Below are 25,029 nucleotides of genomic sequence, written 5' to 3' on the forward strand. Positions count from 1 at the left end.
CAGGATCTGTGGGGTGCAGGGGGCTGCTGGGTGGCTCGCAGGTCAGTACAGGCTTGGCGAGTCGTCGGTGACGTAGTCGGCGCCGGAGTAGGCGCCGATCGCCATCCGCTGGCGTTGCAGGATGAGGTCGTTGAGCAGGCTCGAGGCCCCGAACCGGAACCAGTGCGGGTCGAGCCAGTCCTCGCCGGCGATCTCGCTCACGGTCACGAGGAACTTGAGGGCGTCCTTGCTCGTGCGGATGCCGCCGGCCGGCTTGACGCCGACCATCTCGCCGGTGAGGTCGCGCCAGTCGCGGACCGCCTCGAGCATGATCAGCGTGACCGGCAGGGTCGCGGCGGGGGAGACCTTGCCGGTGGAGGTCTTGATGAAGTCGCCGCCGGCCAGCATCGACAGCCACGACGCCCGCCGGACGTTGTCGTAGGTGACCAGCTCACCGGTTTCCATGATGACCTTGAGCCGGGCGCGGGACCCGTCCTTGCGGATACAGGCCTCGGACACCTCGGCGATCTCGCGGAACACCGTGAGGTAGTCGCCCGACAGGAACGCCCCGCGGTCGATCACCATGTCGATCTCGTCGGCACCGGCATTCACGGCGTCGCGGGTGTCGGCCAGCTTGATGGGCATCAGGGCTCGACCGCTCGGGAAGGCCGTGGCAACCGCAGCCACCTTGACGCCGCTCTGGCCGAGGGCATCCTTGGCGGTGCTGACCATGTCGCCGTAGACGCAGACAGCCGCGGGGCGGGGCGTGTCGGGGTAGCCGGGGTCGGGGTTGATCGCCTTGGCGCACAGGCCACGGACCTTGCCCGGCGTGTCAGCGCCCTCGAGGGTCGTCAGGTCGATCATGGAGATGGCCAGGTCGATGCCCCAGGCCTTGGAGGTGGTCTTGATGGACCGGGTGCCGAGGCCCGCGGCCCTGGCCTCGCAGCCCACCTGGTCGACCCCGGGCAGACCGTGCAGCCAGCTCGTGAGGGCTGCGTTCGTGAGCCGGGAGACGCCGAGGAGATCGCGCGCCCTGGTCGTGGCGTCGACAGAGGGGGCCGCAGCTGTGGGGGTGCTCACCGAGCAATCCTAGCCGTGTCTCACCCTTCGGTCAGTTCGCGAGGGTCCTCAGTCGGCGGGACCGGACCCCAGGGTGAGGGTCGCGGTGTGGCTGGTGCCCGAGGCGTCGGTCCAGGTGCCGTGATGTCCGCCTTCGCGGCCGACCGTTGACCAAGCCGTCCACGCAGGAGGCTGGAGGCGAGCCGGTCTGGCCTGTGGACAACTGGTGCCGTAAGGGCGCCGTATCCGGTGCCGTATCTGGTTGCGTTGCAACGGGTTTCGTGATCGGTGGAGTGTCAGACCTGGTTGTTAGGTTGGGTTCATGGTTGGGGGGATGTCGTTCGAGGAGCGGCGCGCGGCGGTGGAGCTGGCGTGCCGTGCCCTGACCGGGGTCGAGGGTGAGCTGTGGTCGGCGGGCGGGGCCGAGCTGGGTGGGTTCGCGTCGCTGCTCGACCAGCTGGCGGTGCGGGCCGACGCGGCCCGGGTGGAGGTGCTGGCCGAGGCGGTCGACCGCGGTGAGGCCGGCTCGGGCCGGACCGGGGCGCACGCCTGGCTCCTCGAGCGGTCGCCGTCCCTGCGGGCGGGTGGGTCGGCGCGGGTGGTGCGGGTGCCGAGGCCGCGCACGACGACCGGTATGCCGCGCTGGTGCACGCGGTGCGTGAGGCCCGGGTGCCGCTGGTGACGGCGGTGGTGGTGGTGGAGGAGTTCGAGCGGCTCGCGCCGCGGCTGGCGGTCGGGGCGGACGGGCCGGTCCTGGCCGGGCTGGTCGAGGTGGCGTCGTGGGGGCGTCCCAAGGGACGTGCGCGGGCTGCGCGAGCGCCTGGTGGCGGAGTACGGGGCCGAGGGTGAGTTCCAGGGTGAGCAGGACCGGGCGCATGAGCAGCGTTCGTTGTCCCAGCCGTCCGCGCACGGCACCGGGGTGTTCGAGTACGCGATGGTGGTCGACGCCGAGGCGAAGGCGGTCATCGAGGCCGCCGTGCAGGGACTGTCGGCGCCCCGGCCGGGCCAGGGTGAGCCGGACCGGCGGCCGTCGGGGCAGCGGCGGATGGACGCCCTGCTGGAGGTGCTGCGCCGCGGGGTCGCCTCGGCCGGTGGGGTGGCCACCACCCCGAAGGCGGAGCTGTTCGTCACCGTGTCGCTGGAGGACCTGGTGGCCCGGTCGAACGCCGCGACCGTGTTCGGGTCGGGGGAGGCGGGCACCCTCATCGGGCCGGAGACGGTCCGGCGGATCGCGTGTGACGCGGGGGTCGTGCCGGTGGTGCTGGGCACCGACGGGCAGATCCTGGACCTGGGCCGCCGGTTCCGGCTGTTCACCTCCGCCCAGCTGCGGGCGTTGTGGTTGCGTGACGGCGGGTGCACCTTCCCCGACTGCACCGTGCCCGCGTCCTGGTGCGACGGACACCACCTGCGGCACTGGGCCGACGGCGGAGCCACCGACCTGACCAACGCCGCCCTGTTGTGCGGGCGGCACCACACGATCGTGCACCGCAACGGCTACCACGCCGAGCTCACCGACGGCCGGGTCCACTGGGACCTGACCCCCGGCGCCTACGACCACTGGCTCGCAGACAGGTCAACTGCCTCCCCACCCTGGCGACCATGACCCCGCCCCACAGCCCGCCGCACCCCGGCGGGCCCGCTGGCATGCCCGCCGGGCAAGGCCTCAGCCGGCTGGCGCACGCGGACACCCAGTCAGACGGCGGTGAGGGCCTCCATGGCCTTCTTGATCTCGCCGAGCCGGGTGGCGGCGACGGCCCGTGAGTCCCGCAACGACTCCGCACTCGCGACGGGCTCGATGACCTCGAGGTAGACCTTGAGCTTGGGCTCGGTGCCCGAGGGGCGCACGATGATCCGCGAGTTGTCCTCGAGGTAGTAGCGCAATCCGTCGGTCGGCGGGAGGGCCTCGCTGCCCACCGCGAGGTCGTCGGCCCGCGAGACGGGGATGCCTGCGACCTCCTCGGGTGGGTTGTCGCGGAGCCGGGTCATGACGGTGCCGATCAGGGACAGGTCCGCCACTCGCACAGCCAGCGCGTCCGTGGCGTGCACCCCGTGCTCGACCGCCAGGTCGTCGAGCAGGTCGGTCAGCGACCGCCCTTCCGACTTGAGGGTCGCGGTCATCTCGGCCACGACCAGGGCGGCGCTGACGCCGTCCTTGTCGCGCACGTGGGGCGGGTCGACGCAGTAGCCCAGCGCCTCCTCGTAGCCGTAGCGCAGCCCCTCCACACGGGAGATCCACTTGAAACCGGTCAGCGTCTCCTCGTGCCGCACCCCGGCCGCCTTGGCCATCGCCGCGAGGAGCCGCGACGACACGATCGAGTTCGCGAAGACGGCATCGTCGTCGACGCCGCGGGCGAGGATGTGCGCCCCCAGCAGAACCCCGACCTCGTCGCCGCGCAGCATCCGCCATCCGCCGGGAGCGGGCACCGCCACGGCGCACCGGTCGGCGTCGGGGTCGTTCGCGATCACGACGTCCGGGCCCGTCTGCTCGGCCAGCTCGAGCGCGGCGTCCATCGCACCGGGCTCCTCCGGGTTGGGGAAGTGCACCGTCGGGAACATCGGGTCCGGCTCCGCCTGGCTGGCGACCGGGATCGGCGCGGCATACCCCGCCTGCACGAAGGCCTTGGCCACCGTCTCGGACCCGACACCGTGCAGTGCTGTGTGCACGACGGTGACGTCGCGCGGGGTGTCGGCGGCCACCACGGTGACGACATCCTCGAGGTAGGCGGCGAGCACGCCGTCTCCGAGGGTCTCCCACCCGTCCTTGGCCAGGGGGACGTCCGCGACCGCGGTGACGCGCGCGATCTGGGCGGCGATGCCGGCGTCGGACGGCGGCACGATCTGCGAACCGTCCCCGAGGTAGACCTTGTAGCCGTTGTCCTCGGGCGGGTTGTGGCTGGCGGTCACCATCACGCCGGCGTCGGCCCCGAGAAAGCGGATCGCGTAGGCGAGCACCGGGGTCGGCAGCGGCGAGGGAAGGATCGCGGCGCGACCCCCCGCCCCGACCACGACGGCAGCGGTGTCGCGGGCGAAGACGTCGGAGTTCTTGCGGGCGTCGTAACCCACGACCACGAACGGTTCGGGCTTCAGGGCCTGGACGTATGCCGTGAGGCCGGCGGCCGCACGAATCACCACGGAGCGGTTCATCCGGTTGGGACCGGCGCCGAGGGCGCCACGAAGCCCGGCGGTGCCGAACTCGAGCATCCCCGAGAACCGGTCGGCGAGGTCGTCGACGGCGACCTGGTCGCCCTTCTTGGCCTTGGCGAGGACGTCGCCCAGCTCAACTCGGGTCTCGTGGTCGGGGTCGTCGTCGACCCAGGCCTGCGCGGCGTCTATCAGCTCCTGTGCGTGCGCCTCGGAAGCGGACGGGGAGGTGGCTCCGCGGCCGTGTCGCGCGGCATACGTCATGGTGGACGTCCTCTCTCAGATGGTGGCGACGACGGCGGCGAGCAGCTTGCCGCAGCGTTCGGCTGCGGCCTGGCCGGCTTCGATGACCTCCTCGTGGGACAGCGGCTGGTCACTGATCCCGGCGGCCAGGTTGGTGACCAGCGAGATGCCGAGGACCTCGAGCCCCGCCTGGCGGGCGGCGATCGCCTCGAGGGTGGTGGACATGCCGACGAGGTCGCCGCCCAGCACCTTGGCCATCTGCACCTCGGCAGGCGTCTCGTAGTGGGGCCCGCGGAACTGGACGTAGACGCCCTCGTCGAGGTCAGGATCGACGGCCCGGGCGAGGTCACGCAGCCGCGGCGAGTAGAGGTCGGTGAGGTCGACGAAGTTGGCGCCCTCGATCGGAGACGTCGCCGTCAGGTTCAGGTGGTCGCGGATGAGCACCGGGGTGCCGGGAGCCCAGGCGGGGTTGAGTCCACCACAGCCGTTGGTCAGGACGATGGTCTTGCAGCCGGCTGCCGCCGCGGTGCGGACGGCGTGAACCACGGCCCGCACGCCCTTGCCCTCGTAGAAGTGGGTGCGGGTGCCGTAGACCAGCGCGCGGCGACCGGTGTCGGCGATCGCGACCGAGCGCATCGTGCCGCTGTGCCCGGCGACGGCGGCCTTGGCGAAGCCCGGGACGTCGGCGTTGTCGATCGTGGCGAGCGTCTCGCCGATGAGGTCGCCGGTCTGTCCCCAGCCCGAGCCGAGGACGAGCGCCACGTCGTGCCGAGCCGCGCCGCTGCGTTCGGCGATGGCCGCTGCGGCGGCCCGGGCCACCTCGAACGGGTCCGTCGAGGGGTCTGCCAGGTCTGGATGGCCCGCGGACGGGCTGCGCTGCTCAGTCACGCTCGAAGACTACCGACGCTGCGAGGGGACGGCTCTTCGGATGGTTGGATAGGGCTCGTGAACGCGCCCAAAGCCTCCGTAGTGATCCTCGGCGGTGGCCCCGGTGGCTACGAGGCCGCGCTGGTGGCCGCCCACCTGGGCGCCACCGTGACGGTCGTCGAGCGAGACGGGGTCGGCGGCGCCGCGGTGCTGACCGACTGCGTGCCGTCCAAGACCCTCATCTCGACGGCCGACTTCATGAGCCAGTTCGAGACGGCGTCCGACCTCGGCGTGCACCTCGAGGACCACGAGGGCGACGAGGTCTCCGACTCGGTCGCCGAGCTGACGGCGGTGAACCGCCGGATCCTGGCCCTGGCCGCAGCGCAGTCCCGCGACATCGGCGCGCGGCTCGCGGGTGACGGCGTCACGGTGTTGTCCGGCACCGGTCGCCTGCTCGCTGCCGGCGAGGTGGTGGCAACCCTCGCCGACGGGACCACGGAGACCCTGACCGCAGACGTGGTGCTCATCTCCACCGGCGCGACTCCCCGCGTGGTCCCGACGGCCCAGCCCGACGGCGAACGCATCCTCACCTGGCAACAGATCTACACCCTGGCCGAGCTTCCCGAGCACCTGGTGGTCGTCGGGTCAGGTGTCACCGGTGCCGAGCTGGCCCAGGCCTACCTCGGGCTCGGGTCGCGCGTCACCCTCGTGTCGTCGCGTGACCGGGTCCTCCCGGGCGAGGACGCCGACGCGGCCGCCGTCATCGAGGACGTGTTCCGCAAGAGGGGCATGGACGTGCTCGGGCGCTCGCGGATGGCTTCGGTGTCCCGGACCGCGTCCGGCGTGGTGGTCCGGCTCGAGGACGGCCGAGAGGTCGAGGGCAGCCACGCGCTGCTCGCGGTCGGTTCGGTCCCGCAGACCTCCGGCATCGGCCTCGAGGACGTCGGCGTGGCCGTGAGCGAGTCGGGACACGTGGTCGTCGACAAGGTCTCCCGCACCTCCGTGCGAGGGGTGTATGCCGCGGGCGACTGCACCGGGGTGCTGCCCCTCGCGTCGGTGGCCGCCATGCAGGGTCGGATCGCCATGGCGCACGCCCTGGGTGACGCGGTGGCCCCGCTCAACCTGCGGGCCGTGTCGGCCAACATCTTCACCGACCCCGAGATCGCCACCGTCGGGTTCTCCCAGAAGGACCTCGACGAGGGCACCGTCGACGCGACTTCGGTGATGCTCCCACTGGCCACCAACCCGCGCGCCAAGATGCAGGGCATCACCGACGGCTTCGTCAAGCTGTTCGCCCGCAAGGGCGGCGGCACGGTCGTGGGCGGCGTCGTGGTCGCTCCTCGCGCGTCGGAGCTCATCTACCCGGTGACCCTGGCTGTGCAGCACGGGCTGACGGTCGACCAGCTGGCGGGCACCTTCACCGTCTACCCCTCGTTGTCCGGATCCGTGGCCGAGGCGGCTCGCCAGCTGCACCAACGCGACTGACCTCCGACTGACCTCACGCGTCGCGCCTCGTCCGGCAGTTCCCCCACGTTCGTGGGTAGTGTCCGGGGCGAGGGTGTTGCGATGCGCCGACCACGACGCGTCGACACTGAAGTTCCCGAGAGAGGGGCGTGGGCATGGCAGGCGGTTGGCTGGACAAGATCAAGGACCTCGCCAAGGGCAATCCGCAGCAGGCGGACTCTGCCATCGACAAGGTCGAAGACCTCATCGACAAGCAGACCGGAGGCAAGTACGCCGACCAGGTCGACAAGGGTGGTGACGCCCTGCGTGACCAGCTGGGCCTGCCGGAGCAGACCCCGGAGCCCGCGCCCGAGCCGGATCCCGAGCCGGCGCCCGAGCCGGCGCCCGCCCCCACCCCGGAGCCGGAGCCCGCGCCTGTGCCAGAGCCGGCACCCGAGCCCTCGCCCGAGCCGGCGCCCGAGACTGTGCCCGAGACTGTGCCCGAGCCGACGCCGGCTCCCAACCCGGCGCCGTCCACCGGCGACCCTCAGGAGCCGGCTTCCGGAGACGGCCCCCTGACGCCGGGGGAGCCGCAGCAGCCTGGGCAGCCCGGTGGCCCGCTCGATCCCTCGCAGGTTCCCGACAGCGGACCGGTGCAGGTCCCCAGCGACGAGCCCGGCACCGGCAACATCCCCGAACCCGGCCCCGACGTCGAGACCGACACGGGCGACGGCGGCACCAAGGAGCTCCCGCCGTTCGGGCGGAGCTGAGCGAACCGGCATACGACAGCGGCGCCGCCTCCCGGCTGGGAGGTGGCGCCGCTCCCGGTTTCTCTCCAGTGCTGGGTGTGCCGGGTGGTCAGTCCTTGATCTCGGCGATGACGGCGCCGTTGGTCACGGTCTGGCCGACCTCGGCGACGAGGCCGGTGATGGTGCCGGCCTTGTGGGCGTTGATCGGCTGCTCCATCTTCATCGCCTCGAGGACGACGACGAGCTCGCCGGCGGCGACCTCCTGGCCTTCCTCGACGGCGATCTTGACGATGGTGCCCTGCATGGGGGCAGTGAGGGAGTCACCGGACGCAGCGGCACCGGTCTTGGACCCGCCGGAGCGGCGCGGGGCCTTCTTCTTCGCCGCGCTGGAGCCGCCACCGAGCGACAGCCCGCCGGGCAGGACGACCTCGAGCCGCTTGCCGCCGACCTCGACGACGACGCTCTGACGCTCGCCGTCCTCCTCGGGGGCCTGCGCCACGGTGCCGGAGTAGGCCTCGATCTGGTTGTCGAACTCGGTCTCGATCCACCGGGTGTGCACCGAGAACGGGTTGTCGCCCTCGGGGGCGAAGGCGGGGTCGGACACGATGACGCGGTGGAACGGCAGGACCGTCGGCATGCCGTCGACGGTGAACTCGGCCAGCGCGCGGCGGGACCGCTCCAGGGCCTGGTGCCGGTCGTGACCGGTCACGATGAGCTTGGCCAGCATCGAGTCGAACGCGCCGCCGATGACGTCGCCGGCGACGACGCCGGAGTCGAGCCGCACGCCGGGGCCCGACGGCGGCTCGAAGACCGTCACGACACCGGGGGCCGGCAGGAAGCCTCGACCGGCGTCCTCGCCGTTGATGCGGAACTCGAACGAGTGACCGGTCGGTGCGGGGTCGTCGTAGCCCAGCTCCTCGCCGTTGGCGATGCGGAACTGCTCGCGGACCAGGTCGATGCCGGTGACCTCCTCGGTGACCGGGTGCTCGACCTGGAGGCGGGTGTTGACCTCGAGGAAGGAAATGGTGCCGTCCTGGCCGACGAGGAACTCGCACGTCCCGGCGCCGGTGTAGCCGGCCTCGGTGAGGATGGCCTTGGAGGCGCGAACCAGCTCGGCGTTCTGCTCATCGGACAGGAACGGCGCGGGGGCCTCCTCGACGAGCTTCTGGTGACGGCGCTGCAGCGAGCAGTCGCGGGTCGAGACGACGACGACGTTGCCGTGGGTGTCGGCCAGGCACTGGGTCTCGACGTGGCGCGGCTTGTCGAGGTAGCGCTCGACGAAGCACTCGCCCCGACCGAACGCAGCGACCGCCTCACGGGTGGCCGAGTCGAACAGCTCGGGGATCTCCTCGATGGTGCGCGCGACCTTCAGTCCGCGACCGCCACCACCGAAGGCCGCCTTGATGGCCACGGGCAGGCCGTGCTCCTTGGCGAAGGCGACGATCTCGTCCGCGGTGTCCACCGGGTCGGCGGTGCCGGGCACGAGGGGGGCGTTGGCGCGGGCGGCGATGTGGCGGGCCTTGACCTTGTCGCCGAGGGAGTCGATCGCGGCGGGAGAAGGGCCGATCCACCGCAGCCCGGCGTCCATGACGGCCTGGGCGAAGGAGGCGTTCTCGGCGAGGAAGCCGTAGCCCGGGTGGACGGCGTCGGCACCGGCCTTGCGCGCCACGGCGAGCAGCTTCTCCTGCACGAGGTAGGAGTCGCCGGGGGTGGTGCCCCCGAGCGCGTAGGCCTCGTCCGCGACCTTGACGTGCAGGGCGTCCCGGTCCGGATCGGCATACACGGCAACGGAACCGATGCCACTGTCCGCGCACGCGCGGGCAATGCGCACGGCGATCTCGCCACGGTTGGCAATGAGGACCTTGGAGATCGGCTTCGTCGTCGACTCGGAAATGGGCGCCATGCGCGGGAGCCTAGCCCGTTTCCGCGACGGCACGGCCACCCTGCGGGTGTGGTCTCGCCCACCCGTGGGGCGGCCTCGTCAGCACTCGGCGGGCTCAGCTGAGGACGCCACCCACCTTCGACCAGGTGTAGTGACCGCCGCGGCCGTCATAGGCGTACAGGGCGTTGTCCGTCCCGCGGCCGAGCACGACGTAGCTCGTCGCGGAGCGGCTGGTGACGGCGGGCGCGCCGCTCAGCAGCCCACCGATGGCTGTGGCGAAGCTGCCCTGGGTGATCACCGGCGTCTGGCCGTTCCGGCTGACCATGACGGGCGTGGGGCCCTGTGCCAGGGTCGGCCCGGACCACGTCAGCCGACCGAGGTTGGTGAACCCGCCCGCGACTCCTGTCGCGGACAGCACGACGCGGAAGATCTGCCCGTTGGTGCCACGGACGACCACCGAGACGGTCCCGGCGGCACGGTCCGCGCTCGCGGCGGGCGCGGCGGACAACACGCCGCCGACCTGGGTCCACGGGGTCCAGCGAGCGCCGTCCCACCGGATCCGCGACAGCGCATCCCCGGTCGTGCGGGCGACGATGTCGATCGTGCCGGTGCTCAGGGAGGCAGCCGAGGGAGCGCTGGTCAGCGCGCCGCCGACGTCCTCCCACGCGTGGTAGGCGCCGCCGGTGGAGTACGTGTGCAGGAGGTGGCCGTTGCTGCCCTTGGCGAAGAGGTCGACCCGTGAACCACCCCAGGTCACGGCCGCCGGGGCCGAGGCGATCGTGCCGGGAATGAACCGGAAACCGCTGAAGGCGCCACCGGCGGCGGACTGGGTCGTGTACCAGACACGGTTGTCCGTGCCACGCACGAAGGCGGTCACCGCTGACCCGCGAAGCACCGTCGCGACCCCGCTGGGCGAGACGTCGAGGCCGGGGGACCACCGCGGCAATGCGGGGGCGACCGGGTCGACCCGTGAGATGCGGTCGTTCCCGCCGCCGTTGCTGGTGCTGACGTAGACCGCGCCGCCGGCGGCACTCTGGACGGTGCGGATCCGGCCGATCGTGTCATCGAGCTTGCTCAGCTGCTCCTTGCCGATCACGCGCCCGTCCGGCGTCAGGGAGAGGACCCGGACACCCTGGTTCTTCAGCTCGGCGACCGCGAGCGCGCCTTCCCACCGACCCCAGGCCGCCCCGGCGAGGAAGGTGGCTCCGCTCGTGGCGACCGTCGGGCTGCCGGACCGCCACTTCGCGCGAATCGCCGCGGGGTACGTGACGGTGTCGGTCATCGGGACCGACTGGTCGTAGTTGTGCGTGGCGCCGTCCGGGTCCCAGCCGTAGTTGCCGCCGCTGCTCAGCAGGTTGACCTCGTCGTCGACGTCCGGCCCGTGCTCGGCGCTCCACATCTGGGAGGTGCCCGGGCGCAGCGCCAGGCCCTGCACGTTGCGGTGGCCGTACGTGTAGATGAACCGCGCATTCCCGCCCTCGCTGTAGAACGGGTTGTTCGTGGGCGCGGTGCCGTCCCTGTTGACCCGCAACGTCTTGCCCCCCAGGGACGTCAGGCTCTGAGGGGCCGGCCCGGTGATCGCGTCACCCGTGCCGACGTGGAGGGTGCCGTCCGGCGCGTTGCGCAGCCGGCACCCGCCGTGCTGCCCCGTCGTGATGGGTATGCCGGTCAGCACCGGGGAGCCGCTGCGAGTCGCCGACGTGCCGTCGGCAGCAAGGAGCCAGCGCAGCACGCGGATGTCCACCGCGGACGTGCCGGCCCCCTTGGAGGCCTGGCAGGTGTAGTAGAGGCGGTTGCTCGCGAACGAGGGATCCAGGGTGAGCCCCATCAGCCCGGACTCCGATCCGACGAACAGGTCCGACTGGTTGGTGGCCACGGTCTGCACCGAGCCGTTCGTGCGCCGCAGCCTCGTGGCGCCGCCTCGCTCGGTGAACAGCACCGACCCGTCGGGGAGCACGGCCAGGTCCCAAGGGAGGGTGAGCCCGGTGGTCAGGGTGGTCACCTGGACGCCTGGCGCGGGTTCTGCGGCTGCCGCGACCTGCGGTGCCACCGTGGGGGTGACCAGGCAGGCCGTCGACGCGAGTCCCGCACACAGTCGCACGGCCACCTTGCGGACTGCGTCCTTGCGCACCGCAACCGAACGTGCCGCAACCGAACGTGCCGCAACCGAACGTGCCGCAACCCGACGAACCGCAACCGAACGTACAGAGTCCATGCTTGGGACGGTACCCCCGCCGCACGACCTCGGCCTGTTGTCAGGAGGCGCTTCGCGGCGCCATAGGGTGGCGCCATGAGCGGTGATGACGCACGGTCGGTGCGGGAGATCGAAGAGGGTGTGCAGCGGGACTTCTCGGCTGCGATGTCCTACGGCGACTACCTGGGACTGGACCAGCTCCTCACGGCGCAGCACCCGCGGAGCGAGCCGGCGCAGCACGACGAGCTGCTCTTCATCATCCAGCACCAGACCTCCGAGCTGTGGCTCAAGCTGATGCTGCACGAGCTGCGCTCAGCCCGGGCCCTGCTCACCACCGACGACCTGGCGCCCGCCCTCAAGCGGCTGGCGCGGGTCAAGCGCATCCAGGAGATCCTCACCGACCAGTGGTCGGTGCTCGCCACCCTGACGCCGAGTGAGTACGCCGAGATCAGGCCCTTCCTGGCGACCAGCTCGGGCTTCCAGTCCTGGCAGTACCGCGCCGTCGAGTTCCTGCTCGGCAACAAGAACGCCGACATGGTCACGGTTTTCGAGCACGACCCGGTGGCGCGCGACCTGCTCGCCGAGCTGCTGGTCGAGCCGAGCCTCTACGACGAGTTCCTGCGCTACCTCGCCCGCCGCGGGTATGCCGTGCCCTCCGAGCAGCTCGAGCGTGACTTCACCCAGCCCTATCGGGAGAACGACGAGCTCGTCGACACGTTCGCATCGGTCTATGCCAGCCCGAGCGAGCACTGGGGCGTCTACGAGACCTGCGAGGAGCTCGTCGACCTCGAGGACAACTTCCAGCAGTGGCGGTTCCGGCACCTGCAGGTGGTCACCCGCACCATCGGCCACAAGAAGGGCACCGGCGGCTCGTCCGGCGTCGACTTCCTGCGCCGTGCCCTCGACCTGACCTTCTTCCCCGAGCTCTACTCGGTGCGCACCCGCGTCTGACTGCTGGCGGGCCGCCTCGTCGACCCTTCGCCACACACCGACTTGCCGCGTGTCGGGTCTCGAAGGGCTCTGGATCCCTCGCTCAGGTCTTCCGCAGGAGCAGCCCGTCCACCTGGACCGACCTCCCCTTCGTGGTCGCGCGCAGGGTCACCGTCCCCGAGCGTGCCGACGTGAGCACCGGCAGGGACTTCGCCTGCTTGGCCTTCGTCGTCGAGGACCAGAGGCTCACCGTCCCGATCCGGGTCGAGCCCACGTACACCTCCACAGAGCCACAGGTGGAGCAGGTCGTCGCCACCACGGCGACCCGCCGGAAGGCGCCCGCTGACCGGGTCAGCTTCGCACCCACCGTCGTCGTCCGGGTCAGCGTTCCGGCGTATGCCGTGGACGACGCCGCCCGCGTCCATCCCGAGGTCGTGGTCGAGAGGGAGCGGTCGTCGAGCGGACGTGCTGTGCATCGTTCCTTCGACCATGCGGACGTGTTTCCGACCTTGTCGCGGGCTCGCGCCGAGAAGCAGTACTCGTGGCCCGCTTTCGGCGTCACGACCTGGCTGGTTGCTGTCACCTTCGTCCACACCGTCGGCTGGCTCCACGCCGAGAAGGAGGAGGCGGAGCTCGAGGCGGAGCGGTAGCGGACGTCGTAGCTCGCGACCCCGCTCGCGTCCGTGGCGGCGTACCGGACCGCGAAGGTCCCGGTGAGGACCAGGGCGGGCAGGGCCGTCACGGAGACGGTGGGCGCTGCCGTGTCGACGATCCAGCGGTAGGAGGCGGTCGACGTGTGGCCGTGCGGGTCCGTGGCCGTCACCGTGAGGGTGTGCGTCCCCGCGGCAAGCGTGCCGGCATACCCGCTGGCGCACCGCGGCACCGCCTTTCCGTCCACCGAGCAGGCAACGGTGATGCCGCCGACCGGCACGGTGTCGTCGGTGACCCGAACGGGGATCCGTGCGGAGCCGGACGTCTTGGCGGGCGCTGCGGGGAAGCTGATCGACGGCGCGGCCGTGTCGAGCCTGCGCCACGCGACCGCTGAGATGTCGTTCGTGTGCGCGGGGTTGATCGTCGTGAGGCGCTCGGCCAGAGGAGCGTTCGGACGCCACAACAGCACGTTCTGCCCCGAGTAGGGCTGGTAGGTGGGCACGACGAGGGCGTCGCCTCCGGGAGACCACACCGGCCGGTCGTAGATGGTGTAGACGTCGGAGGCCCTGGCGACCTCCTGGCGCACCCCACCTGCCGTCGGCACGGTCCAGACGTGGTCGTAGCCGGAGTCGTCGGTGGTGACGAAGGCGAGGCGGTCACCCAGCGGGGAGACGGCGGGCCAGGAGCCCAGCTCGGTGCCGGTGACGGGAGTGCGCTTGCCCGTGGAGTCCAGGGAGAGCACGCCTCCCACCGTCACGTCGGTGACGAGGAGGCGGCTGGTGTCGGGGAGGAACGTCGGCTCCACCGTCAGACCGGCGCCCGGGAAGGCCGCCGGCACCGCACCCGTGCCCGTGCCCGTGCCGACGCACCACACGGCCACGGTCGTCGTGGTGAGCCGCGAGTAGCAGACCTTGGAGCCGTCCGGACTCCACGTCGGGTCGAGCTCGTCGGCCGTGGAGCTGTCCACGAGCACCCGAGGGGACGGGCTACCGACGAGCGACCTGACCCAGAGGCCGGCGTCACCCGTCTCGTCGTAGACCACATAGGTCAGTGAGCGGCCGTCCGGCGAGACGACCGGCAGGTCGGTGTCCTGGCCGGTGCCCAGGGCGTACGGCCGTCCCGTGGCAACGGGTGCCGACCAGAGGTCGCCGGTGGGGGAGGAGTCCTGGGTCGATGAGACGACGAGCTCCTCATCCGGGGCGACGAGGGTGGCGATGTCGGCGTCGCTGCTGGGCGTGCTGCCGTACTGGTTCGTCGCGACGAGGCGGTACCGGTACGTGGTGCCAGGGACAACCGTCGTGTCGACCCAGGAGAAGGTGTCGGCCGGCAGCTGCGCCATCGCGACGAAGGCGCCATCGCCGGTGGCGCGCTCGACGGCAATGCCCGTCAGGGGTGACAGTCCGTCGCCGCCGACGTCCCAGTGGACGAGCGCTCGGCCGAGAAGCCCGCTCACGTCGGGACGCCACGACCCGGGCGCACCGGATGCGAGGCCCGAGACCACGAGCTCCTGGGAGCCCACTGGCGTTCCGACGGGCACGACGACCGGGACGTTGTCGACGTTCCCGGTGGTGTGTGGGCGGAAGACGACGTCGACCATGCAGCTGGCCTGCGGGTCGAGCGAAGCCGGGCAGTCGGAGTCCGTGACGAAGTCGCCTGCCCCCGTGCCCGACAGGTGCGGAGCGCCCACGGAGGTCGTGACGCTGCCGACGTTCTGGACCCGGACCTGGAGCGGCGTCGAGGACTCACCCACGACGGCTTCGAGGAGCCTGGTGGCGCTGCTCACCGGCGAGACCTGGACCGCGCGGTACGACGCGTCCGAGCCCACGCGAAGCTGGAGCTCGAGGGGGGCAGTGCCGCAGGTGGCGTGCACGTCGGCGTCCAGGCGGTCGACCGTCCCGTCGGCCCCCACCCATGCCTCGCGCACGTCCACGGTGCCCGTCGGGGTCGAGCAGCCCGACGGGACCGTCGACAGGTTCAGGGGGTATGCCGTGTCGGCAGCCAGCGGGTAGGTGCCGGGTCCGGGGGGGTAGCGCGGCAGGTCGAGAGAGGAGTTGCCCGCGATGAGGGTCGTCGCGTAGGCGTTCGAGACCGGCGCCCTGGACGTGACCGTCCCCCCGGCCATCGTGTCGACCACCGTGACGGCCATCAGGCCCTCCACCACGACGGCGGACCGCCCGCTGGGTGTGGGCAGGTCGGGCAGGTCCGGGCGGGCGACCGCGACGGGCTCGCCGAAGACCTCGCCGGCCAGGTTCACGGCGGCAACCGTGTAGGTGGCGCGCTCCCCCTTGGCGAGCGTGGTGTCGACGAAGCCCGGGCTGGAGACCTCCGCAACGACGACGGGCTCGGCGCCGTCCACGCGGCGCACTCGCCACTTCTCGGGCGGTGGGCTGGTCGAGTCGGTCGACCAGCGCAGGCGCACCCCGTCGTACCCGGCGTCGGCCACGACGTTCGCGGGGGCGAGTGGAGGGTAGACGACCTCGGCAACGGACACGCCCACCCGGAGCAGGCCGGTGTAGAGGGTCGGGGCCGGGATGGCGAGCCACGCGGGATAGCCCCCACCGGGGATGCCGTCGTCGACGTACTCGACCGTGAGGGTGCACTGCGCGCCCGCCGCGAGGGTCTGCCCGGAGCAGGTGTCGGTGCCCGCGACGACCTCGAGGCGAGGCTGGTCGGCGGCCATCGTGGCCGGGGTCGCGTCGCCCAGGGGGAGTGGCTCGGTGCCGGTGTTGCGCAGGGTCATGAGCCGGGCCGACCGCGACCCTGCAGTGACCCTCCCCAGCTTCACGGCCGCCGAGGCGCCGGAGGTGTAGCCGCGCGTACTGGCGACCCGCACGATGCCGGAGAGCGTGCCACCGCCTGAGCAGGACATCTGGTACGACGCAGACAGGCTCGTGAGGACTCCGTCTGCGGCGTACTCGACGTCCTCCACCTCGAGCCGGCCGGGGGCCGAGCTCAGGGTGGTGCAGAAGCTCGGTGGCGACACCACCCGGACGACCGGCTGGGTTCTCGTCCCGCCCGGGAGGTAGCTCGTGGGACGGAACGAACCCACCGTGAGGCGGCCCGTCGAGTCCGGGATCACCTCGATCCCCGGTCCGGTCCGGGCATCGGTGGGCCGCGTCAGTCGCACCCCGCCGGGGGTCGCAGTGGCCGAGACCACTGGCGCGTTCCCGCGCAGCGAGTCGTACAAGGCCTGCGAAGTGTCCGGTCCGTAGTACGACGAGTCGTTGACGTGGTCGACGACGAGGGCGTCGCGCACGACCGGGTCCTCCGCGTGCGCCGTCGCAGGCACGCCGACCCACGTCCCCGCCACCGCCACGGCCGTCACGACCGCCCGGGCCGCCAGCCGCGTGGCCCTGTCCCCTATTCGCATGCGCGCCGTTCCCGTCCACCATCCCCAACCGCCCGGATCGGAGCGGCCGGGGAACCATATCCCGGGCCGGTGCGTGGTCGAGGACGAATCGGTCGGATCCGGACCTTCGGACGCCAGAAGGCTAGGGCGCGAGCCAGCCTTCGGGGCCGCTCGACCCCGCGGCATACGTCTCCAACGGCACCTTGTCGTCCGCCCACGCCTTGATGACCGGTGCCATCACCCGCCAGCACTCCTCCGCGGCATCGCCGCGCACCGTCAGCAGCTGGCTGCCGTCGAAGATCTGCGCCAGTACCTCCCCGTAGGGCTGCATGCGGGGCGCGGCGAGGCCGGCCGTCAGGGTCTTCTGCTCGAGGTCGACCGGGTCGCCCTCGGCGTTCATGGTCACAGTGAGCGAGACGGCGCCGGGCTTGAGGTCGATGGTCAGCAGGTCCCCGTCGGAGCCGCCGGTGAAGCCGGTCGGCAGGTGCGGGACGTCGCGGAAGTGGGCCACGATCTGCTTGCGCGGCGCGCCCATGGCCTTGCCACTGCGCAGCACGAACGGCACCCCGGCCCACCGCTGGTTGGCGACCTCGAGGGTGACCTGCGCGAGCGTCTCGGTGGACCGCTTCGGGTCGACGCCCTCCTCCTTGGCGTAGTCCGGCACCGTCCGGCGGCCGAGCTTTCCCTCGGTGTAGCGCGCGCGCCGCGAGGACCGCTTGGGTGAGCCGCCCCAGATCCTCGTGGCGCGCAGCACCTGGGCCTTCTGGTCCTGGAGCTCACGGGCGTCGAGGGCGGCGATGGACTCCATCGCGAAGAGCGCGAGCACCTGGAGCAGGTGGCTCTGCAGCATGTCCTTGAGCGCCCCGGCGCCGTCGTAGTACCCGGCCCGCCCTTCGAGAGCAAGGTCCTCGTCGTAGACGATCTCGACCCGCTCGATGTGTTCGGCACTCCAGATCGGGGCCAGCACGCGGTTGGCGAACCGAAGGCCAACGAGGTTGAAAACTGTTGCGACACCTAGGAAGTGGTCGATGCGAAAGATGTCCTCCTCCGGCACCACCTTGTGCAGGAGGGCGTTGAAGTGCACTGCTGACGCGTGGTCGGTGCCGAACGGCTTCTCCAGGGCGAGCCGCGTTACCTCGGGCAGCTCGACGTGCCGGAGCAGCTCACAGACCTTCATGGTCACCTGAGGAGGTAGCGCGAAGAAGATGACCAGGGGGCCCGCACCGCAGCCGGCCACCAGCTCGCGCAGCGCCGCCTCGTCGAGCAGGTCGGTCTTGACGTATGCCGTGTGCTTCGTCACCGCGCCGGTCACCGTCGCGGGTGGCTTGGCCTCGGCGAACGACTCCTTGACGCGGGCCTTCCACTGGGCGGCGGTGATGTCGACGCGGTCGGCGCCGACGACCCTGACCCGACGCTCGGGCTCGACCACCAGCAGGCTGGCCAGCCCGGGCAGCAGCAACCGCCTGGTCAGGTCGCCCCCTGCGCCGAGGATGAGCAGGGTCGTCTCCGGTGCCGTCGCCATGCCGTGCAGCATTACACGGCAGGGGGATCAGGTCGCCATGGGTCGCGCGGGGAGCACCGGACGCGCCCACCCGGCATACTCGCTCAGCATGAGCACCCACGAGGGCGCGCCGGACCGCGCGGCGGCTCCGCGGGTCATCCACACCGCACAGGCCCTCGTCGACGAGGTGGTCGTGGTCGAGGCGCTGCCGGTGCGTGGTGGCAACGCGGTGGCGCAGTCCTATGCGCGGTATGCCGGGGGAGCGGTCAACATCCTCGTGGCCGCGGCGCGTTCGGGGGCCCGGGCTGTGCTGGCTGGGGCCGTGGGGACGGGCGCCAACGGCGACCTGGTCCGGTCGGCGCTCGCGGCCGAGGGCGTGATCGCGAGCAGCCCACCTGTCACCGACCTCGACACCGGGATCTGCTTCGTGATGGTCGAGCCGAGTGCGGAACGCACCTTCGTGACGACCCAGGGCGCCGAGCGCCGGATCAGCGTCGAGTCGCTGCAGACCTCGTCCCCGGTGGCCGGGGACCTGGTCTGCGTGAGTGGCTTCTCGCTCGTGGGTCGCACGAGGGACCCGCTGGTGGAGTGGCTGGACGGACTGGCGACGGGTGTCGTCGTGGTCCTCGACCCGGGCGCTGCCTTCGCCGACCTGCCCGACGAGCTGCAACAGCACGTCCTCGCCCGCACGAACGTGTGGACCAGCAACGCCGAGGAGGCCGAGCAGCTCACGGGGCACGCCGATCCCGCGGCTTCGGTGGAGGCGCTCACCGGGCGTCTGCCCGCGGGTGCCGTCGCCATCGTGCGCGACGGGCCCAAGGGGTGCCACCTGCGCGAAAGGGGGCAGACGGCATACCTGCCGGGCTATCCGCAGGAGGCGGTCGACACCAACGGTGCGGGAGACACCCACACCGGCGTGCTCGTCGCCTGCCGCACCGCAGGCCTGGAGTGGGAGACGGCGGCGAAGCGGGCCAACGCGGCAGGGGCGATCAAGGTGACCCGCCGTGGCCCGGCGACCGCGCCGACGGCTGCCGAGATCGACGAGTTCCTCGCCCTCCAGGATCGGTAGGCGGACACCGGGTCGAGCCGGTGGCTAGCGCCAGGCGGCGGCGACCTCGACCGCTGCCAGCGCTGATGCGCCGGCGCAGACGAGGAGGAACGTGCCGTTCCAGACGGCTCGCGGCACGTGGGTGAGCGACGCGAGGACCGCCGGGTCGCTCGAGTGGGCACGTGTCCGCAGCACGGCGCCGAGGTGTCGCCAGGCCCCGACCAGCAGCACGATGCCGGACCCCACGAGGACCTGAGCCTGCACCGCGTCGTCGCGCCACCACCACAGCGCAGCCGTGGCGCCCAACGCGGCCAGCATCACCACCGCAGTGAGCAGTGAGCGCACCCGGACGAGCGCGACCAGCAGCACGACGCCGACCAGCGTGACGGCCGGGGCCGCCCACCCGCGACCCGCGGTCCAGACCAGCGCCGCACCCACCACCGCCGGCGCGGGATAGCCGGCCCACGTCGAGAGCACCCGACCCACACCACGCGACGGACCGACGGTGACCGCGTGCCCGGACATGTCGCCGCGCAGCACGAACCCGGTGAAGCGGCGGCCGACGGCAAGGCCCACCATGGCGTGACCGAGCTCGTGGACCAGGGTCACCGCGAGCCGCAGGACCTGCCAGACGGCGGGTACTGCCACCACGAGGAGGGCTGCCACCAGGGCGACGGTCACGGCGGGAGCACTCAGGGCGACGTCACCCGTCGAGGGCTCGATCCGGCCACGCACCTGTTCCCAGTCCACGGCGGCGAACCTAGCCGACGTCGCTGTGCGCGAGGGTGGGGCCCTCCTGGTGCGGGAGCCCTCCTGACTCGGGGCTACCGGCTGGGAAGACGGTGGGCCTCGACCAGGCGGTCGTACAGGGCGTCGAGCTGCTGGTCGACCGTCCGGCGGGCGGGATCCGCGTCGTGCCAGTCGACGATCTCCTGCGCCCCCTGCCGGAACGGCACGCGGGCGGTCCAGCCGGGCACGAGCGTGCGGATCTTGGTGTTGTCGAACACCATCGAGTGCGCCTTGTCGCCCAGCAGGCTGTCGCCGAACTCCTCGTCCACGGCGGCGATGGCCTCGGACGTCACGTGCACGAGGTGTGGCTCCACCCCTGCGGCCTCGGCGACGTCGGCGTAGATCCTGTTCCACGTCGGCGCCTCGTCGCCCGTGATGTGGAACGCCTCGCCGAACGCCTCACGACGGCCCAGCAACCCGACGAAGGCCCGCGCGAAGTCGGTGTGGTGCGTGATGGTCCACAGGGACGTTCCGTCGCCGTGCACGACGACGGCCTTGCCCTGCCGCATCCGCTCGACCACCGTCCAGCGACCCTCGAAGGGCGGCAGGGTGTGGTCGTAGGTGTGCGACGGCCGGACGATCGTCACCGGCAGGCCGCCGTCCCGGTAGGCCCGCACGAGCAGGTCCTCGCAGGCGATCTTGTCGCGCGAGTACTGCCAGAACGGGTTGCGCAGCGGAGTCGACTCGGTGACGGGCAGCCGCGACGGGGGCGTCTGGTAGGCCGATGCCGAGCTGATGAAGACGTACTGCCCCGACCGCGCGGCGAACTCGTCGAGCTGCTGCTGCACCTGGTCCGGCGTGAACGACAGGAAGTCGACGACCACGTCGAACTCGCGGCCGCCGACGGCCTCCCGCACTGCTTCCGCGTCCCGGACGTCAGCCTGCAGCGCCTCGGCGTCGGGGTGCGGCGGATGGGTGGTGCTGGTTCCGCGGTTGAGGATCGTGACGCGGTGTCCCTGCGTGACGGCTTCGGCGACGCACGCCGAGCTGATCACGCCGGTGCCACCGATGAACAGGACGGTGCGTGCGGCCATGTCACGAGCCTAGGACCAGGGCCCGGTGACTGCCCCTGATGACTGCCTGTCCCTGATGCCTGCCGCCTCGTGTCGGGGTTGCTCGCGTCAGCCCAGGCGATGGAGGTCCGCGCGGCAGCGGCGCTCGAACTCCCCGAGCTCGGTGATGGCGTCCTCGAGGTCGCGGCGACGCTGCTCGAGGTCGGCGCGACGCTCGTCGATCTGGTCCAGCACGTACTCCAGCTGGCTCGCCTTGCCGCGCGGCCGGTCGTAGAGATCGATGATCGTGCGGATCTCCTCGAGCGGGAAGCCGAGCCGCTTGCCCCGCAGGATCAGCGCGAGGCGGGTCCGGTCACGGCGGTGGTAGATCCGCACGGTGCCCCGTCGCTCGGGGGTGATCAGGCCCAGGTCCTCGTAGTGCCGCACCGTCCGGTGGGTGACCTCGAACTCGTCCGCGATCTCGCGGATCGTCCAGGTCTCCCGGACGCGCTCGTCGACGGCGGTGGAGGCGGGGGCTGGCATACCCGTGAGTATTGCTTTACGTTTACGTCAACGTCAAGCACCACCACACCCACGGTATGCCGCGTGGCCGGGAGCAGGTGTCCGATCGACACCGCCCCGGGCGCGCACCACGAAGGAGAATCGATGTTCGAGCTGAGCAAGGAGCACGAGGACTTCCGCAAGGTCGTCCGGGAGTTCGCCGAGGCAGAGGTCGAGCCGCACATCGCCAAGTGGGACAAGGACCACCACTTCCCGAGCGACCTCGTGCCGAAGATGGGCGACCTGGGGCTGTTCGGCCTCGTCGTGCCCGAGGAGTTCGGCGGGATGGGTGACGACGGTGACTTCACCTCGCTCTGTGTCGCCATCGAGGAGCTCGGCCGGGTCGACCAGTCGATCGGCATCACGCTGTCGGCCGGGGTCGGCCTGGGCATCAACCCGATCCTGACCTACGGCAGCCAGGAGCAGAAGGAGCGCTTCCTGCCCGACCTCGTGGCGGGTCGCGCGCTCGCCGGGTTCGGCCTGACCGAGCCCGACGCCGGGTCCGACGCCGGTGCCACCCGCACCAAGGCCGTCCGCGAGGGCGACGAGTGGGTCGTCAACGGGTCGAAGGCCTTCATCACCAACTCCGGCACGGACGTCACCTCCGTGGTCACCGTGACGGCCCGCACCGGCACGAACGACGACGGCTCGGCGCAGCTCAGCGCCATCATGATCCCCTCCGGCACCAAGGGCTTCACCGTCGAACCGGCCTACGACAAGCTCGGCTGGCACGCCTCCGACACCCATGGCCTGACCTTCGAGAACTGCCGCGTGCCGGCCGGAAACCTCCTCGGCAACGAGGGCGAGGGCTTCAAGCAGTTCCTCAAGACCCTCGACGACGGCCGCATCGCCATCTCGGCCCTCGCGGTCGGCATGAGCCAGCGGATGCTCGAGGAGACCACCGAGTACGCCAAGACCCGCAAGGCGTTCGGCAAGCCGATCGGCGTCAACCAGGGCGTGTCCTTCCAGATCGCCGACCTCGCCGTCATGGTCGAGGCGTCGCGCCAGCTGACCTACAAGGCCGCCTGGCTCAAGGACGAGCTCGAGCACGGTCGCCGCTCGGTCAAGGAGGTCAAGCAGGCCGCCGCGATCTGCAAGCTCTACTCGACCGAGGCGGCCGTCACCGCGACCCGCATCGCCACGCAGGTGTTCGGCGGCAACGGCTTCATGGAGGAGTACCCCGTCGCCCGCTTCTACCGCGACGCCAAGATCCTCGAGATCGGCGAGGGCACCTCCGAGGTGCAACGCATGGTCATCGCCCGCCACCTCGGCCTGCCGACCGCCTGAGCCCGTGACAACCGACGCAGACGCAGCAGCCCCCGAGACAGTGCGAGAGGGTATGCCGGTGACCTCCACCTCGTCGTCAGGCGCCTCGGCGTCCACCCCCGCCCTTCCGTTCGCCGTCGGAGCCGACTCCGGCACCGACCCGAAGGTGACCGACGTCCGGGAGCGGCTCGCCGCGGCATACCTGGCCTCTGCGGCGGCGCCCGAGAAGGCGCAGGCCAAGCTGGACGCGCAGGGCAAGCTCTACGTGCGCGACCGGATCGCGATGCTGTTCGACGAGGGGAGCTTCGTCGAGGACGCGCGGTTCGCCAACGCGACGGCGAAGGGCCTGCCGGCCGACGGTGTCGTCACGGGTCGCGGCACCGTCGACGGACGCCCCGCGATCGTGATCGCCAACGACCCGACGGTCAAGGCCGGGTCGTGGGGGGCGCGGACGGTCGAGAAGATCGTGCGGGCCACCGAGATGGCGCTGCGCGAGGAGCTGCCCGTCTTCTGGTTCGTCGACTCCGCGGGCGCCCGCATCACCGACCAGGTCGAGATGTTCCCCGGACGCCGCGGCGCGGGCCGCATCTTCCACAACCAGGTCGCACTGTCGGGCAAGGTGCCCCAGATCTGCTGCCTGTTCGGGCCGAGCGCCGCGGGCGGTGCCTACATTCCCTCCTTCACCGACCTGATCATCATGGTCGAGGGAAACGCCTCGATGTATCTCGGCAGTCCTCGCATGGCGGAAATGGTTGTGGGAGAGAAGGTTTCGCTGGAGGACATGGGTGGTGCGCGGATGCACTGCACGGTCTCCGGTGTGGGTGACCTGCTGGTCGCCGACGACACCGAGGCCATCGAGATGGCGCGGCTGTACTTCTCCTACCTGCCGGCCAACTGGCGCTCCGACCTTCCGTCCTACGCGCCGGAGGAGCCCTCGACGCCGCTGACGCGGCACACCGTGCCCGAGCGCGAGAGCCAGCCCTTCGACATCCACGAGGTCATCGACGGCCTCGTCGACGACGAGTCGTTCTTCGAGGTCAAGCCTCTGTTCGCGCCGGAGCTCGTCATCGGGTTCGGCCGGATGGCGGGGGAGACCGTCGGCATCGTCGCCAACAACTCCATCGTCAAGGGTGGGGTGCTCTTCACGGACAGCGCCGACAAGGCCGCGCGGTTCATCTGGCTGTGCGACGCCTACTCGATCCCGCTGATCTACCTCGCCGACGTCCCGGGCTTCATGATCGGGTCGGAGGTCGAGCGCGGCGGCATCATCCGGCACGGCGCCAAGATGGTGCACGCGGTGTCCTCGGCGACCGTCCCGCAGTTCTGCGTGATCGTCCGCAAGGCCTACGGCGCCGGGCTCTACGCCATGGGCGGTCCCGGCTTCGGTCCCGACGCGACCATCGCGCTGCCCACCGCGCGCATCGCCGTGATGGGCCCGGAGGCGGCCGTCAACGCCGTCTACGCCAACAAGATCGCGGCGATCGACGACCCGGCCGAGCGTGAGCAGTTCGTGCAGGACATGCGGCGCGAGTACGAAGAGGACGTCGACCTCGAGCGGCTCGCCGCCGACCTGGTCCTCGACCAGATCATCGAGGCCGACGCCCTGCGTGCCGAGCTCCTGCTGCGGCTGCGCTACGCCAAGGCCCGCGAGCGGCACTTCGCCACCAAGCGGCGCGACATCCCCCCGGTCTGACGGGTTGCGGTCAGCCGCGCTCGCCCTGGGCGCCCCGGTGCGCGGTGCTGCGCAGGTCGTGCCATGCCAGTCCGACCTCCATGAGCAGCTCGCGCAGCAGCGGCAGCGAGAGCCCGACCACGTTGCTCGGGTCGCCTGCGATGCCGGTGACGTAGGGCCCGCCGAGCCCGTCGAGGGTGAAGGCCCCGGCGACACGCAGGGGCTCGCCCGTCTCGACGTAGGCCTCGATCTCGTCGTCCGTCAGCTTGGCGAAGTGGACCGTGGTGGAGGCGGTGGCCCCGAGCGTGGCGCCCGTCCCACCATCGGCCTCCTCGCGGGTGTCGACGACCCAGTGGCCGGTGTGCAGGACGCCTGAGCGGCCGCGCATCTGGCGCCACCGCGACCTGGCCTCCGCCGCTGACGCGGGCTTGCCGTGGATCTCGCCGTCGAGGTCGAGGACCGAGTCGCACCCGACGATGATCGCGTCGTCGATCTGGTCGGCCACGTCCTCGGCCTTGGCGCGCGCCAGAACCAGCGCGACGTCCTCGGCGACCAGCTCGCCGTAGGTCTCGAGGGCCGCTGCGGTCACCGCTGCCTCGTCCACGGAGCTCACGACCACGCTGGGCTCCAGCCCCGCAGCGGCGAGCAGTCGACGGCGGGCGGGGGAGGCGGAGGCGAGCACGAGGGACGTCACGAGGCGAGGCTACCCACCC

General features: G+C 71.5%; 19 protein-coding genes. 8 read left to right on the forward strand and 11 right to left on the reverse strand.

Translation table 11 applies throughout. The features are described from left to right. Positions 1–42 precede the first annotated feature (42 nt). Positions 43–1,059 carry a deoxyribose-phosphate aldolase gene (gene deoC / locus AC1DWP_RS13080; RefSeq protein ID WP_477614907.1) on the reverse strand — a complete coding sequence of 339 codons (1,017 nt, stop codon included), beginning with the start codon at positions 1,057–1,059 and terminating at the stop codon, positions 43–45. A 301-nt stretch (positions 1,060–1,360) separates the two neighbouring features. On the opposite strand from deoC, the gene AC1DWP_RS13085 reads away from it, so the two are divergent. Beyond that, complete coding sequence (locus tag AC1DWP_RS13085) at positions 1,361–1,720, forward strand: hypothetical protein (protein WP_477614908.1); 360 nt, start codon at positions 1,361–1,363, stop codon at positions 1,718–1,720. A gap of 117 nt (positions 1,721–1,837) precedes the next feature. Continuing rightward, positions 1,838–2,641, forward strand: coding sequence for an HNH endonuclease signature motif containing protein (locus AC1DWP_RS13090; protein ID WP_477614909.1), 804 nt, complete (start codon positions 1,838–1,840; stop codon positions 2,639–2,641). Between the two features lie 89 nt (positions 2,642–2,730). On the opposite strand, the gene AC1DWP_RS13095 is transcribed toward AC1DWP_RS13090, so the two are convergent. Further along, positions 2,731–4,443, reverse strand: coding sequence for a phospho-sugar mutase (locus AC1DWP_RS13095; RefSeq protein WP_477614910.1), 1,713 nt, complete (start codon positions 4,441–4,443; stop codon positions 2,731–2,733). Positions 4,444–4,458: 15 nt separating this feature from the next. Then, positions 4,459–5,310: a purine-nucleoside phosphorylase gene (locus AC1DWP_RS13100; RefSeq protein ID WP_477614911.1), complete on the reverse strand. Its 852-nt coding sequence runs from the start codon at positions 5,308–5,310 to the stop codon at positions 4,459–4,461. A 57-nt stretch (positions 5,311–5,367) separates the two neighbouring features. On the opposite strand from AC1DWP_RS13100, the gene AC1DWP_RS13105 reads away from it, so the two are divergent. After that, a complete protein-coding gene (locus tag AC1DWP_RS13105) occupies positions 5,368–6,774 on the forward strand; it encodes an NAD(P)H-quinone dehydrogenase (protein ID WP_477614912.1) in 1,407 nt (468 codons plus the stop codon). A 134-nt stretch (positions 6,775–6,908) separates the two neighbouring features. After that, positions 6,909–7,502: an antitoxin gene (locus tag AC1DWP_RS13110; protein WP_477614913.1), complete on the forward strand. Its 594-nt coding sequence runs from the start codon at positions 6,909–6,911 to the stop codon at positions 7,500–7,502. Positions 7,503–7,590: 88 nt separating this feature from the next. Here the strand turns inward: AC1DWP_RS13110 and AC1DWP_RS13115 are convergent, their stop codons facing one another. After that, positions 7,591–9,384, reverse strand: coding sequence for an acetyl/propionyl/methylcrotonyl-CoA carboxylase subunit alpha (locus AC1DWP_RS13115; protein WP_477614914.1), 1,794 nt, complete (start codon positions 9,382–9,384; stop codon positions 7,591–7,593). Positions 9,385–9,478: 94 nt separating this feature from the next. After that, positions 9,479–11,494: a PQQ-dependent sugar dehydrogenase gene (locus AC1DWP_RS13120; protein ID WP_477614915.1), complete on the reverse strand. Its 2,016-nt coding sequence runs from the start codon at positions 11,492–11,494 to the stop codon at positions 9,479–9,481. A 159-nt stretch (positions 11,495–11,653) separates the two neighbouring features. Here AC1DWP_RS13120 and kynA point away from each other — a divergent pair, with 159 nt between their 5' ends. After that, positions 11,654–12,508, forward strand: coding sequence for a tryptophan 2,3-dioxygenase (gene kynA, locus AC1DWP_RS13125; RefSeq protein ID WP_477614916.1), 855 nt, complete (start codon positions 11,654–11,656; stop codon positions 12,506–12,508). A gap of 82 nt (positions 12,509–12,590) precedes the next feature. Here the strand turns inward: kynA and AC1DWP_RS13130 are convergent, their stop codons facing one another. After that, positions 12,591–16,508: a hypothetical protein gene (locus AC1DWP_RS13130; RefSeq protein WP_477614917.1), complete on the reverse strand. Its 3,918-nt coding sequence runs from the start codon at positions 16,506–16,508 to the stop codon at positions 12,591–12,593. A 121-nt stretch (positions 16,509–16,629) separates the two neighbouring features. Next, entirely contained in the window at positions 16,630–18,009 is a 1,380-nt protein-coding gene (locus AC1DWP_RS13135) for a glucose-6-phosphate dehydrogenase (protein ID WP_477614918.1), read from the reverse strand. A gap of 88 nt (positions 18,010–18,097) precedes the next feature. On the opposite strand from AC1DWP_RS13135, the gene AC1DWP_RS13140 reads away from it, so the two are divergent. Continuing rightward, positions 18,098–19,057, forward strand: a complete 960-nt coding sequence (locus tag AC1DWP_RS13140) for a PfkB family carbohydrate kinase (protein ID WP_477614919.1) — start codon at positions 18,098–18,100, stop codon at positions 19,055–19,057. 24 nt (positions 19,058–19,081) lie between these two features. Here the strand turns inward: AC1DWP_RS13140 and AC1DWP_RS13145 are convergent, their stop codons facing one another. The 3 genes from AC1DWP_RS13145 to AC1DWP_RS13155 all read right to left on the reverse strand — a co-directional run bounded on the left by AC1DWP_RS13145 (position 19,082) and on the right by AC1DWP_RS13155 (position 21,360). Continuing rightward, on the reverse strand, positions 19,082–19,786 hold the full coding sequence (locus AC1DWP_RS13145) for a M50 family metallopeptidase (RefSeq protein WP_477614920.1): 705 nt from the start codon (positions 19,784–19,786) through the stop codon (positions 19,082–19,084). Between the two features lie 74 nt (positions 19,787–19,860). Beyond that, positions 19,861–20,859, reverse strand: coding sequence for an SDR family oxidoreductase (locus tag AC1DWP_RS13150; protein ID WP_477614921.1), 999 nt, complete (start codon positions 20,857–20,859; stop codon positions 19,861–19,863). A gap of 87 nt (positions 20,860–20,946) precedes the next feature. Beyond that, entirely contained in the window at positions 20,947–21,360 is a 414-nt protein-coding gene (locus AC1DWP_RS13155; RefSeq protein ID WP_477614922.1) for a MerR family transcriptional regulator, read from the reverse strand. A gap of 123 nt (positions 21,361–21,483) precedes the next feature. Here AC1DWP_RS13155 and AC1DWP_RS13160 point away from each other — a divergent pair, with 123 nt between their 5' ends. Then, positions 21,484–22,665, forward strand: a complete 1,182-nt coding sequence (locus tag AC1DWP_RS13160) for an acyl-CoA dehydrogenase family protein (protein WP_477614923.1) — start codon at positions 21,484–21,486, stop codon at positions 22,663–22,665. A 52-nt stretch (positions 22,666–22,717) separates the two neighbouring features. Next, a complete protein-coding gene (locus AC1DWP_RS13165; protein WP_477615306.1) occupies positions 22,718–24,337 on the forward strand; it encodes an acyl-CoA carboxylase subunit beta in 1,620 nt (539 codons plus the stop codon). Positions 24,338–24,347: 10 nt separating this feature from the next. Here the strand turns inward: AC1DWP_RS13165 and AC1DWP_RS13170 are convergent, their stop codons facing one another. Continuing rightward, on the reverse strand, positions 24,348–25,010 hold the full coding sequence (locus AC1DWP_RS13170) for a Maf family protein (RefSeq protein WP_477614924.1): 663 nt from the start codon (positions 25,008–25,010) through the stop codon (positions 24,348–24,350). Positions 25,011–25,029 lie beyond the last annotated feature (19 nt).

The sequence above is a fragment of the Pedococcus sp. P2_F6 genome (assembly GCF_056403675.1).